The organism is Candidatus Eisenbacteria bacterium, from assembly GCA_016235265.1.
Taxonomy (GTDB): Bacteria; Eisenbacteria; RBG-16-71-46; order RBG-16-71-46; family JACRLI01; genus JACRLI01.
In genome coordinates this window covers 17,811-30,501 of sequence record JACRLI010000002.1, presented here as the reverse complement: position 1 = coordinate 30,501, position 12,691 = coordinate 17,811, and the positions used below count along the sequence as shown (strand labels likewise).

The window sequence follows — 12,691 nt, the reverse complement described above, 5'->3', positions numbered from 1 at the left end:
TGGCACCGGAAGACAAGCAGGCCGGCGGGGAAACCCCACCGGCCCGCGGATTGGATGCGCCGGGTCCTACTGGAAGCGCAGGATCTTCACCGCGGCGCTCTCCGAGCCCGCCCGGAAGCGGCAGAAGTACATCCCGGACCCCACCTGGCTGCCGTTCGCGTCCCGGCCGTCCCAGGTCACATGGCCCGGCCCGGGGAGAAGGTAGCCATCCACGAGGGTTCGCACGCGGCGCCCGGTGACATCCAGGACTTCGAGACGCACCCGCTGGCCGGCCCCCGGGGCGCCGGGATTGATGCCCCCGGTCTCCCCTTCCTCCTCTTCCTCCTCCGAATTGGGCACCTCGTGCCCGGGGACCACGAAGGAGATGCGCGTGGACGCACGGAACGGATTGGGAGCCGACGGCAGGATGCGCAGGGCGACGCGGGGACGCACGAGCGCCGGGGAGTCCACCAGCAGCGGCGTGGCGACGCGGTCGGGCGGCAGCACCTGGATGTCGCTCTCCGGAGAGTCGTCCACCCACACCAGGCCGCGCGAGCCCGGCACGAGCGCGGTCACCCCGTTGAGGCGGTAACCATAGGGCATGGGCTTGCGGGTTCCCTGCGGGATGGACACCAGGGCCGAGTAGACGCCGTCCCCCGCCACGCTGTCCGGGCCGGCGCCGTCGTCGCGGAGCGACACCCCCGCGCCATAGCCCAGCGCGGCGCAACCGCCCACCAGCGTGAGCAGGTCCTTGGACCCCAGGTTGAGGGATCGCGCGTCGGCGCGGAACAGCACCGGCACCGGCCGGGCGGTCTCCTCCGGCCGCGCCATGCCGCGGAAGATGTTGAGCGTCATCCGCTGGATGTTGGGGTCCACGTGCGTGTAGCCCAGATCGTCCAGGCCCCAGCTCCACTGCACCGTGCCCGCGGCGAACACCTTGGCGCCGCGCCCCCCGGGGAATCCGTATTCCGGGGTCGCCTCGTAGTAGGAGCCCACCGAGTTGCTGTTGCCGGATCCGACGCTGGTGACCGCCGTCTGGATCAGCGCCCGGGTGTTCACCGGGCTCTGCGGCGCCAGGTCGTCCCATTCGTAGCCCACGATGTTGGTGCCCAGCGAGTCGCCGGCCACCACGGGGGTGCCGTCGAAGATCCAGTGCTGGGAGTCGTTCACCACGGCGGGCACCCCGATGAAGTTGCTGTGGCCCGCGTACATCACACCCAGCAGCGCCGCCTCGGGGCGGTTCAGGGGCGGATCGCGGAAGCGGACGGTGGTCCGGGTGGAGTCCACGTTGCGCATCGGGTCGCTGTTGGCGTCCTTGTAGCAGACGATGGTCCGACCCTCGTCCTCCAACCGGATCTGCCAATACGCGCAGTTCGCGCCGAACATGGCCATGTTGCGGCCCGAGTCCCGGAAGTTCTCCACCGCGTCGCGCATCTCCTTCGACCAGTACTCGTCGTGACCCACGTTCACCAACAGCTGGTAGTGATCCAGGATCTCGGGGTGGAGCGCGAGGTCGATGCTGGTGCAGTACTCCGCCACGATGGCGTTCTTCTCCATCCACTGCGTGAAAGGCTGCTCGTAGCCGGTGAAGCCGCCCATGCCGTTGTCGAAGGCGTAGGGCCGCTGCAGGCTCACGCGCGGGCTGCGCACGCCGTCGGTGGAATTCCCGTCGTAGAGGCTCTTGCCGCCCCAGTTGTTGTACGCGTGGTAGGTGGCGACCGGCACCAGGTAGAGAATTCGCGACACGCTGCCCGGAACGCGCGGGCGCACCACGAACAGGCAGTAGGTGTAGTCCATGCCCTTGCTGAAGCTGGCCGCGTACACGCCGCTGCGCCAGTTCTCGGGGATGGTGTAGGTGAACGCGACGGGCCAGCCGCAACCGTTGGCGTAGGCGTCCGGCGGCGTGGGGTACTGCTGTCCCGGAAGATCGCGGATCATGTCCACGACCTCGATCTGCGCACCGAACCGGTAGATGCGAAGGTCGTACCGGGGCAGGCCGGTGCTGACATGAAAGGTCACGGCTTCGCCCTGGGCGACACTCGATCTTCCGGCGTACGCCTGGACTTCCATCGCGGACGAGGGGTTGGCCCAGCCGAGGAGCCCGAGCAAGATGATGAGCGGGATCCATCGCCGCAGGCCCGGTTCTTTGCGTCCATGGAGCATCCCACAACCTCCAATGGTGGCACCGTCAAAGAAGAGGGCAGTCAGTTTTTCCGGGGGTATGACCAAACCGGGGTAATTGGTGGACGACAAATGAGTGTAGCGCGTCCGATTCCACAAGTCACTATCTTTCTGGTAGTTACGTGTCACTAAAGCGACTTTCCAAGTAGGTCGCGACGACCCATCTTCACCATTCCGCAATCCCATTCCCTATACCGCAGGCGCCCCCAGTTCGCCCTAACGTCCCCACCGTCGGCAACCGATATACGAGTCAATGGACGGGACGTCCCCCCACCACACCGGAGACAGAGACAGGAACGACATGAAGTCTTCCCCCCTCGCCGGATTGTTCAGACCGCTTGTCCTGTGCTGTGCCGCGGCCGCGCTGGCGATCGCGCTGCCGGACCCGGCGCGCGCCCAGGCCTCCTCGGGCACGCGGGCCGCGGACGAGCTCCGGCAGATGCGCAACGACCTGCACGAAATCCGGCTCCGGTGCCGCGTGAAGCGCTGGGACGAGTCGGTCGAGATGCTGCTGCGCATCAAGAAGGCGTTCAGCAAGTCCACGCCCACGCTGCTCACGCGGCTGTCACCCGAGGACGTGAGCCACTTCAGCTACGCGCTGGCGTCGGTGGAGGACGGTCTGAGCACCCGCGACCTGGGCCAGCTCGAGCAGGGCTTCCAGCTCTCCCAGAGCTCGGTCACGATGATGAAGAGCAAGTTCCCCGGCGACCTCGACCAGGAACTGGACGACCTCCAGCAGGCCGCGGCCCAGGTTGCCTCGAACTCCGCCAAGGGCGACGCCGCAGAGGTGCAGTACTACCTGGAGGAGATCGCCGCCGGGCGCAGGCGACTGGACACGGCGGCGATGGCGTACTCGCGGGAATCCTGGGTGCATTTCGGCCTGGCCGCGGAGAACCTGGCGCGGGCCGCGCGCTCGCGCAACATCCCCGCCACCCAGGCGGCGGCTCAGGCCGTGGCGCAGGACCTGCGGGACATCCGTGACCGCATCGCGAATCGCTAGGAACCCCCGGGGGCCGCACGCATGAAGATGAACCTCCTCAACACGCTGCAGGGACGGCTGATCTTCTATTTCGTGGCGCTGGCCACCCTGCCGCTCCTGGTCGCCGGGATCGCCGCGTACCGCCGCGCCAGCGAGAGTCTCATCCGCGTGGAACACGCGCATCTCCAGGTGCTGCTCGACTCCAAGATGGAGGAGAGCGAGCGCATGATCCGCGTGTTCAGCGGGCAGGACGTGGATCCCGGCACCGTGGTGGCGGTCCTCAAGCCCTTCGTGGAGCGGATCCACGTGGGCAACAACGGCTTCGCCGTGCTGCTGAAGGCCGACGGCTCGGTCCTCTCGAGCCCCTCCGGGCGGGTGCTGCCGGCGCGCGTGGAAGTCTCGCAGGGCGACCTGGCACGCGGCGCCGTGGCCCACTTCGACTGGAGCGGACACCGCTACTACGCGGTGATCCGGTCCTACCCTTCGCGCGACCTGTTGCTGGCGGTGGCCAGCAGCGAATCGGACTTCATGCGCTCCGTCGAGGACCTCAAGACCATGATGATCGTCATGGGGATCCTCACGCTGTTCCTGGCGGTGGCCGCGGCGCTGATCCTGGCGCGCGGCATCAGCCGTCCCGTCACCCGGGTGGTGGGAACGGCGCAGGGGATCGCCCGCGGCGACCTGCGCGTGCAGGTGCAGCCCGGTGGCGGCGTGATCGAGCTCCAGAAGCTCTCCGGCGCCCTGGGTGAGATGAACAAGCAGCTGCGGAGCATGATCCTGCGGGTGCGGGACAGCGCCTCGGGCGTGGGTTCCCTGGCCGGCCGGATCGAGGAGGACTCGCGGCAGGCGGCCGTGGCGGCGCGCGAGCAGACGGCGGAGGTGGAGCGCGTGGTGGTGGCAGTGTCCCAGGCGCGGGCCGCCAGCTCCCAGAGCCGGAACTCCTCGCTGCGCACCGCCGAGCTGGCGCGCTCCTCCGCGGAGGCGGCGCAGCGCGGCCACGACGCCGTGACCGACACCATCCGGGGTATCGAGCGGATCGAGCAGGTGGTGACCGGAGGGGCCGAGATCATCCGCAAGCTCGGCCAGAGCTCCGCCGAGATCGGCGAGGTCATCATGGTGATCGACGAGATCGCCGACCAGACCAACCTGCTGGCGCTCAACGCGGCCATCGAGGCCGCCCGCGCCGACGAACACGGCCGCGGATTCGCCGTGGTGGCCGACGAGGTGCGCAAGCTGGCGGAGCGCACCTCGCTGGCCACGCGCGAGATTTCGCGGACCATCAAGTCGATCCAGGACGACGCCCGCCGGGCCGTGGACTCCATGGAGCAGGGCACCTCGGAGGTCACCCAGGGCCGTGAGCTGGCCGACCGCGCCGGGCTGTCGCTGCGGGAGATCCTGGCGGTGAGCCACCAGATGCTCACCGGCATGGAGGAGAACAACAAGGCGGCCAGCGACCAGGCGCAGGCGGCCGAGGAGATCGCCGACAAGATCCAGCGCATCTCGGCCTCGATCACCGAGACCGACCAGCGCATCGCCTGGGTGGCCGGGGCTGCCGAACAGTTGAACTCCGAGACCGAGACCCTGAACGAGATGGTGGCCCAGTTCCGCCTCGAGTCGGACGGGGGCGCACACGACACCGAGCCGGTGGGGAGCTCGGACCCGGGGGACCTGGAACAGGCGGCCTGAGGCCGGGCGGTCCGCGAAAGCTCGCGGAGCGGGAGAATGACAAGGGAGGCGCTAGCGCGCCTCCCTTGTTGCGTTCGGGCGGTGGCTGCCGCCGGCCTGCGAAGTCTACCTGGCCCCGGCCTTGGTCGAGTCGGCGTGGGCCTTCTTCGCCTTCATCTTCTTCGAGGCCTTCTTGCTGGACTTCTTGACCCTGACTTCCTTCTTCGCGGCGGTGTCGGCCGGCGCGGTCTCGGCGGCGAACGCGGCGCCGGCGAAGGAAACGGCCAGCAGGGCGGCGAAGAGTGCGAGAGAGATGCGCTTCAGCATTTGGAGGATCCTCCTGGTTGTTCCCGCCCTGGGGCGGGGTTGGTCACGCTGTGGACTCGTTCCCGCCTCCGGCCAACCGGCCGTGCGGGGTTGCAGCGCTTCCTGCGTGAAACCTGGGGACTCTGAGGTCGGGCCGACGAGGTGTCGGGTGCCAGTCCCATCCGGGCCAGCGTCTCCGGGGTGAGCTTTCCGGTGCCTTTCAATCCGTGCTGTTTCTGGTACGCCCGGATGGCGCTTCGCGTCGCCGGGCTCATCCTGCCGTCGGCCTTGCCCCTGAGACGGCCGGCGGAGATCAGGATCTTCTGGGCCTTTTCGATCACCGCCCGGGCCGTCGCGGATTCGCCCGGGCGGGCCACGGCGGCCGCGCGGGGCCCGTCGCCGGGCTTCGCGACCCCGCGCCCGGCTCCCAGCAGCAGAGCCGCCGCCAGGAGAGCACCCACGACTGCACGGCAGACAACACGGCGCACGCGACACCCCCTGGGGAACCTGCCGGCTGCGGGTCCACTCTCGACCCTTCCGATCTGACCGTAATCGCAATGGGCATGCCAAGCCGCATGGCCGCTTCCCGGGCGATGTAGCTCATTGCCATGGTGAGTCTTGTGGCGGGGATCGGAGGAAGTGCTGGCTGGAGCGGGGCCGGTCGAGCGGGACAGTGAAAGCCGGGGCGGGGCCCCATAAGGAGTGCCACAGACCCGGAATGCGTTGCTGGACAGTCGTTTCCATGGAGCGCGCCGTTCTGTCACACCGGGCCGCGCCTGTCGCACCCGGATCCGGACCGGGGTGGGCGGAGCCCCAGCCGGGTCTCACTCGTCGACGAGGGAGCCCTCCAGCCCGAAGCGCTGCGCCACCCGGATCAAGGTGCGCCGGCTGATCCCCAGCGCCTGGGCCGCCTGGGTCTTGTTGCCCCCGTGCGCCGCCAGGACCCGCTGGATGTGACGGCGCTGCACTTCGCGCAGCGTAAGGCTCTCCACCGGGGTCGCCTCGGAAGGCGGGGCCTCTCCCAGGCTGGCGATGTGCCTGGGCAGGTCGTCGAGGGACAGGTATCGATTGCCGGTGCGTGCCACGGCGCGCTCGATCACGTCTTCCAGCTCTCGCACGTTGCCCGGCCAGGCGTGGTCCACCAGCCGTTCCATGGTCACTCTCGAGATCCCCTCCACCGCCTGGCCGCTGCCGCTGCGCCGGCACTTCTCCAGGAAGTGCTGGCACAACTGCGGAATGTCCTCGCGGCGATCGCGCAACGGCGGCATGGTCAGGGTGACCACGGACAGCCGGTAGAAGAGGTCCTCCCGGAAGCGGCCCTCGCGGGTCTCGCGCGCCAGGTCCCGGTTGGTGGCGGCGATCACCCGCACATCCACGCGGATCGTCTCGTTGCCCCCGACGCGCTTGACCTCGTGCTCCTGCAGCACCCTCAACAACTTGGCCTGCACCCCCAGGGACAACTCGCCCACTTCGTCCAGGAACAGGGTGCCGCCGTCGGCCTCCTCGAACAACCCGGAGCGGCCGGCCACCGCCCCGGTGAACGCGCCGCGCACGTGGCCGAACAGCTCGCTCTCCATGAGCGGCTCGGGGATCGCGCCGCAGTTCACGGTCACGAACTTCGCGCCCGCGCGCGGCCCATTGAAGTGAATGGCCCGCGCGGCCATCTCCTTGCCGGTGCCCGACTCCCCCTGCAGCAGCACCGTGCTCCGCGAGGCGGCGGCGCGCGCGATGGTCAGGTAAAGCTCCTGCATCGGCTGGCTGCGGCCGATGAGCTGGTCGAGACGGAACTTGTCCGCCAGCTCCGAGCGCAGGATGGTGTTCTCGCGGCGCAGGCGCTGCTGCTCCAGTGCCCGGCGCACCGCCAGGCGCACGGCCTCCATCTTGAAGGGCTTGCTCAGGTAGTCGTAACCGCCCTCGCGCACCACCTCCATGGCGGTGTCGATGTTCCCGAACGCGGTCATGACGATGAACACGGTCTCCGGCGCGGTGGCGCGGACCGCGCGCAGCAGCTCCAGGCCGGACATGCCGGGCATCTGCACGTCCGTCAGCACCAGTTCGAACGGGCGGCTGGCGCAAAGCTCCAGGGCCTCGCGGCCGGCGCGCGCGGTGCTCACCTCGTAGCCCTCCCCCGCGAGGACCTCGCGCATCAGGTCCAGGGTCACGGGATCGTCGTCAACCACCAGCAGGGACGCGCGACTAGGCATCGGACTTCTCCTCCTCGAACGGCGGCAGGCGCAGCGTGAAGCAGCTGCCCCTCCCGGGCCGGCTCTCCACCCCCAGCGTCCCCCCGTGGCGGCGCACGATGTCGCGAGCCACCGCCAGGCCCAGGCCGGTGCCCTCCCCGTGGGGCTTGGACGTCACGAAGGGCTCGAAGATCCGCGGCAGCAACCCGGGATCGATCCCCTGGCCGGTGTCCGCCACCTCGCAGCGCACCCGGCGCGGGGGGCCCGGTTCAAGGGCCGCACGCACCGTGAGCGTGCCGCCCCCGGGCATGGCGTCCACGGCGTTGGTGAACAGATTCAGGAACACCTGCTGCAGCTGGTGCGGGTCCGCGGCCACCGGCGGCAGCCCGTCGGCCGCCTGGATCTCCATGCGAATGCGGCGCTGTTCCAGCCCGGGCTCCAGCAGCGCGGCCAGCTCCCCCAGCACCGCTCCCACGGCCACGGCCCCCCGCTCCGTGCCGGGCGGGCGCGTGGACTTCAGCAGGTCGCGCACGATCGCGGCCACCCGATCCAGCTGGCCCTGGATCACCTGGATGCGGTGCTCGTGCTCGGGGGCCACCGCCCGCTGCTCGCGGAGCAGCTCCAGATGACCGGAGATGGAGTGCAGCGGCGTGCCGATCTCGTGCGCCAGCGTGGCCGCGAACTGCCCCAGCGCCGCGAGCCGCGAGAGCCGCGCCAGTCGCAGCTCGAGATCCACCAGGGTCCGGTTGGCCCGCAGCAGCTGTTCGTTGCGATCCGCAAGCTCCGCGGTCTTCTCGCGCACCCGGCCCTCCAGCTGCTGGTTGAAGTCCTGGATCTCGCTCAGCAGCCTGCGGTTTTCCTCGGCGCCTGCGCGCACCCGATCCAGCATCGAGTCGAAGCCTGCGCCCAGCCGGGCAAACTCGTCGCCGCCGGCGCGCGGCGCCCGCGTCTGCAGGTCGCCCCCCTGGACGCGCGCCATCGCGCGCAGCAGCCCCTGCACCGGCCGCTCCACGGCCCGGTGGAGGAAGAACGCCAGCAGCAGCACGCTGAGCGCCACCGAGAGCGCCATCACCCAGCGGGTGCGCCGGCGCAACTCCGCCGCCGACTCCGAGGCCACCTGCAGCGACATGCGCACCTCGATCGCCCCGCCCACGCGGTTCTCCAGGTGCAGCGGCACCACCACGCGCCAGTACGGGCCACTCTCCCGGTTCTCCAGGCGCTGCATCACGCGCCTGTCCCCTCGAAGCGCGCGCTGCTCGTTCGCCGTCGGACCGGCCTGCTGCGAATCCTCGGTGGACACGAAGAACTGCATCCGTCCTCCGCGGTCCCGGAACACGGTGATGCGGTCCAGGTTCTGCGTGGCCCGGACCAGGTTGTCCATCTCCTCCTTCACGTGGTCCACGGACAGCAGGCTGCCGCGGTGCTGGAAGCCGGCGTCCAGGGCCTCGCCCGTGAGCACGGCCTCGTCGCGCAGGTTCTGCTCCAGCGTCCGCTGGAGCAGCCGCAGCGTGAAGAACTGCACGCCGGTCACCCCCAGGAACAGCACCAGGCCCACCATGCCGGCCAGCTTGACCAGCATGCCTTGGCGCCATCCGGCGCGGACCGGCCGGAGCGGGTCGGTCCCGGACGGGCCCGCACTCATGGGGCCGCCCCGGACGCCGTGCCCGGGCCGGCCCCGGCGGGCGCGGCGCTGCCCGGGCGCCGGCGGGAGCCCGCTCCGAGGAACCGCGCCAGCAGCGAGCGGGGCTCGTGGACGCGGATCAGCGCCAGCGCGATCACCGGGACGAACGTGACCAGGCCGGCCACCCTGCCCCGCGTCTCGGCCACGAAATACCGGCGGTCCCGCGGGGCGCGCAGCGAGAGGCCGCCCAGAAGGTAGCCCATCTCGCGCCCCCCGTGCAGGCGCAGCCAGCGCCCGGACAGCTCCTCCATGCGAACCTCGCGCTCCGCTCCCCCCGGCAGGCCGGGCACGTGCTCCACCACGGTCACACCCTCCCGCTCCGCCCGTTTCACGCCGTGGCGCAGCCGCGCGCGCCGCGGCCCATCCAGCGAGTAGGACCCCAGGTCGAACCACGCCTCCTCGCCGATCTTGAGCCAGGAGAATCCGGCGGACAGCAGCCCGGTGCGCGCTTCGAGCCCCACCTGGTAGAAGGCGGGGGTCCAGCCATGCTCCTGGCAATGGGCGTCAAATTCGGTGGCGGCCGCCGCCAGGTGGCGCTCTTCGCACAGCGGCTCGCCCGCGACCAGCGCCGCCCCGGAGCGCCAGGTGAAGGCAACCACGCCCGGCACGCTGCGCAGGAAGTGGTAGCGCATGTCGCCCTCGAGCGCGAAGTAGGAGGTGCTGGAGCGCCCCATCCCCCGGAGGACCGGCTCCACCCGCGGCCGCTCGCTCTCCTGCCGGCGGCGGTCCAGGAATGGAGCCAACAGCATGAACAGCCCGGTGAACAGCGCGGCCGCTTCCAGCGTGCAGGCGCTGGCCACGAATGCGGCAGCTTCCCGGTTCAGCGGAAACGCGGCGCCGGTCTGGAAGGAAGTGAGCAGGCTCAGCGCCGCGGCGGCCGCGGCGGGGAAGTCCGTGACGTGCGCGAAGTGCTTGCGGAGCAGGTGGTAGCCCGCGGCGGTGTAGGCGAAGGAGAGGACCGCCCCCAGCCCCATCACCGCCCAGCCCCCCGCCAGGCTGACCGGGTCGCTCTTCACCCAGAACTCGCGGCGCAGGAACAGCAACGCAGCCACCATCGCGACGGACAGCAGCGCGACTTCCTCGTACCTGCCCCGGAACGGGTGCGCGAGGGCCGAGAGCGCAAGCAGCACCAGCGAGAACTGCCACGCCGCGCGCTTGCGGCGGGCCAGGCCGCGCGCGAGCAGGAGCAGGAACAGCGCGGCGACGGCCCCGAGCAGCCGGCTGCCGCCGGCCACCTCCAGCGGCAGCCATTCGCGCAGTGCGTCCGCACGGGGGGAAAGGCGCGGCAGGCTGGCCGCCAGGTTGGCCAGCGCACACACCACCGTGACCGCCGCCACCAAGGGCGCGGCTGCGGTCCGGGGACGCGCGACGAGATCGCGGTTCGGGCTCATGGGCATGGGAGGGAACCGTCCCGGGGCACCGTGCGCCGGGCTCGGCACGGCGCGAGAGTAGCAGATTGCGGAGGGGAATCTAGGCGGCTGCGCGGGCCGCAGCCGGGCCGGCGGTCATGGCTTCCTTGAGGCTCCCGAAGCAGCGGATGCCCTTGAGCTCCTGGTAGGCGCCAAAGGCCTGCAGCACCTCGCTGTCCTGGATGACCAGCACCAGGTCGAGGCCCAGGTCCCGGCACATGGTCACCACGTCCGCGAGGCCGGCGACCAGGTGCAGGTCGTTGCCCGCGGTCACGGCGCCAAGGTCCACGGCCAGGCGGGGCGCGCGCTCGGCCGCTGCGCGCTCGAGGCCGGCGCGGACCTCGGTGTCCAGGGCCGGCTGCCACTCGCGGCGGCGCGCCTGTGCGTCGCCGGGGATCTTCATCACCACCCCGCCCTCCACGCGCTCCAGGAAGCGCTGGAAGATTCCCAGGTGGCTCGCGGCGAACTCCCGGACCTCGAGCCGGATGAGCGGTTTGGGCAGCGCGCTCTGGATGCCCAGGGAGGCCAGGCCCGGGGGCATGGCCGCGCCCCGGGGCACCATGGCCACGAACTTGCGGGTGCCGTCCTCGCGGAGCTGGTCCACGAGCATCTTCACCAGCTCCGGCGACTGGCCGGCGTCCACCCACAACGACTCGGGGTGGCGCTCCTTGGCCAGCCGCATCGCGATGCGCACGTCGAGCGCGGTCACCAGCTCGCAGCCGTCGAGCATGATCTCCATGAGCGCGGAGAGCACCTTCTCGTCCCGGTCCACGGCCAGCACCAGCGGCCCGCGCGGGCGGGCCTGCGCCCCCCCGGCGGAGGGCGGCTCGATGTGCAGCAGCTTGCAGACCTTCTGCACCAGCGTCTTCTTCTCGAAGGGCTTCACGATGTATCCCTTGGCGCCCTTCTTCAGGCACTGCAGCACGAACTCCTGGTCGGCCAGGGCCGTCAGCATGATCACCGGAATCCCGGCGATGATGGGGTCGCGGGCCTTGGCGGTGAGCATGGCCATCCCGTCCATGGTGGGCATCTGGACGTCGGCGATGACCAGGTCCGGCTTGGACGCGCGCATGAACTCCAGCCCCTCGGCCCCGTCCGAAGCCTGGATGACCGTCAGGCCCAGCTGGGCAAGGGTGTGCGCGACCACCGCGCGCGAGGTCTTGCTGTCGTCGACGGTGAGGACCTTCACGATGCCTTCCTCTCCCGGGCCGCCGACCGGCCGCCCAGGGCCTTCAGGATCGCCCGGCCCGCCGCGGCGGGAGTGACGGTCCGGTCCACCACCCCGGCCTCGACGCAGGCCCGGGGCATTCCGTACACCACGCACGACGGCTCGTCCTGGGCCAGCGTGACGCCGCCCGCGCGCCGCACCTCGGTCATGCCCGCACGGCCGTCGGCCCCCATCCCGGTCAGGACCAGCGCCACCGTGCGGGAACCGTTGTGCGCCGCCGCGGAGCGGAACAGCACGTCGATGCTCGGCCGCATCTCGCTTTCCGGTTCGCGGGTCAGCCGCACCGAGAGACCCCCCGGAACGATGCCGGTGACTTCCAAGTGATGGTCGCCCGGCGCCAGGAGCACCTGGCCGTGCCGCACCACGTCCTCGGGCCGGGCCTCGCGCACCGGGAGGATGCCGAGGGAGTCCAGGCGCTCGGCAAACTGCCGGGTGAACAGCGGGGGCATGTGCTGCACGATGAGCACGCCGGCGTCCAGCGTGGACGGCAGCGATTCCAGGACCTGCTGCAGCGCCCGCGGGCCACCGGTGGAGGCGCCGATGGTCACCAGGCGCGGGCCGTCGCCGGGCAGGATCCGCACCTCGCCACCGGGTGGGCGCACCGGGACCGGGCGGGGCCCGGCGTGGCGGCAGGCGAGTGCGAGCACTCTCGCCACCAGCCCGGAGCGCAGGTGGGCGGCCTCGGCGTCCGTGAGGCGCGCCGGCTTGAGCATGAAATCCGCCGCGCCCAGCTCCAGCGCCCTCAGGGTGGCCTCGGCACCCGGGGCGGTGTGCGCGCTCAGCATCAGCACCGGCATGGGGAAGTCCCGCATCACGGCCCGCAGGGTCTCGAGCCCGTCCATCACCGGCATCTCGAAGTCGAGCGTGAGCACGTCGGGGCGGGCGTGCGGGATCATGCGCAGCGCCTCCTGGCCGTTGGACGCCGTGCCCACCACCACCACGGAGCGCTCGCTGGACAGCATCCGAGTGAGCGCGGAGCGGATGAACGACGAGTCGTCCACCACCATCACGCGCACCGCGCGGGCGGTCGCCGCCTCGAGGAACGGGCGGGTGTGCGGGTTCGGCGCTCCGATGCCCAAG

Annotated in this window: 10 protein-coding genes; 2 read left to right on the top strand and 8 right to left on the bottom strand. The window is 70.8% G+C overall.

Features of this window, described 5'->3' with window-relative positions; genetic code table 11:
* Window positions 1-66: 66 nt before the first annotated feature.
* Window positions 67-2,142 carry a hypothetical protein gene (locus HZB25_00535; GenBank protein MBI5835705.1) on the bottom strand — a complete coding sequence of 692 codons (2,076 nt, stop codon included), beginning with the start codon at window positions 2,140-2,142 and terminating at the stop codon, window positions 67-69.
* A gap of 319 nt (window positions 2,143-2,461) precedes the next feature.
* On the opposite strand from HZB25_00535, the gene HZB25_00530 reads away from it, so the two are divergent.
* Window positions 2,462-3,160, top strand: coding sequence for a hypothetical protein (locus HZB25_00530; protein ID MBI5835704.1), 699 nt, complete (start codon window positions 2,462-2,464; stop codon window positions 3,158-3,160).
* A gap of 21 nt (window positions 3,161-3,181) precedes the next feature.
* On the top strand, window positions 3,182-4,825 hold the full coding sequence (locus HZB25_00525) for a HAMP domain-containing protein (protein ID MBI5835703.1): 1,644 nt from the start codon (window positions 3,182-3,184) through the stop codon (window positions 4,823-4,825).
* Between the two features lie 105 nt (window positions 4,826-4,930).
* Here HZB25_00525 and HZB25_00520 read toward each other — a convergent pair whose 3' ends face one another.
* The 7 genes from HZB25_00520 to HZB25_00490 all read right to left on the bottom strand — a co-directional run bounded on the left by HZB25_00520 (window position 4,931) and on the right by HZB25_00490 (window position 12,690).
* Complete coding sequence (locus HZB25_00520; GenBank protein ID MBI5835702.1) at window positions 4,931-5,128, bottom strand: hypothetical protein; 198 nt, start codon at window positions 5,126-5,128, stop codon at window positions 4,931-4,933.
* Window positions 5,125-5,598 carry a peptidoglycan-binding protein gene (locus HZB25_00515; GenBank protein MBI5835701.1) on the bottom strand — a complete coding sequence of 158 codons (474 nt, stop codon included), beginning with the start codon at window positions 5,596-5,598 and terminating at the stop codon, window positions 5,125-5,127. The genes HZB25_00520 and HZB25_00515 overlap by 4 nt, the downstream gene beginning before the upstream one ends.
* A gap of 336 nt (window positions 5,599-5,934) precedes the next feature.
* The gene (locus tag HZB25_00510; GenBank protein MBI5835700.1) at window positions 5,935-7,314 is read right to left on the bottom strand and encodes a sigma-54-dependent Fis family transcriptional regulator; all 1,380 of its coding nucleotides are present in this window, start codon (window positions 7,312-7,314) and stop codon (window positions 5,935-5,937) included.
* On the bottom strand, window positions 7,307-8,872 hold the full coding sequence (locus tag HZB25_00505) for a HAMP domain-containing protein (GenBank protein MBI5835699.1): 1,566 nt from the start codon (window positions 8,870-8,872) through the stop codon (window positions 7,307-7,309). The genes HZB25_00510 and HZB25_00505 overlap by 8 nt, the downstream gene beginning before the upstream one ends.
* A gap of 59 nt (window positions 8,873-8,931) precedes the next feature.
* Window positions 8,932-10,371 carry a DUF2156 domain-containing protein gene (locus HZB25_00500; protein ID MBI5835698.1) on the bottom strand — a complete coding sequence of 480 codons (1,440 nt, stop codon included), beginning with the start codon at window positions 10,369-10,371 and terminating at the stop codon, window positions 8,932-8,934.
* A gap of 73 nt (window positions 10,372-10,444) precedes the next feature.
* Complete coding sequence (locus HZB25_00495) at window positions 10,445-11,572, bottom strand: response regulator (GenBank protein ID MBI5835697.1); 1,128 nt, start codon at window positions 11,570-11,572, stop codon at window positions 10,445-10,447.
* Complete coding sequence (locus tag HZB25_00490) at window positions 11,569-12,690, bottom strand: chemotaxis response regulator protein-glutamate methylesterase (GenBank protein MBI5835696.1); 1,122 nt, start codon at window positions 12,688-12,690, stop codon at window positions 11,569-11,571. The genes HZB25_00495 and HZB25_00490 overlap by 4 nt, the downstream gene beginning before the upstream one ends.
* Window position 12,691: the final 1 nt, after the last annotated feature.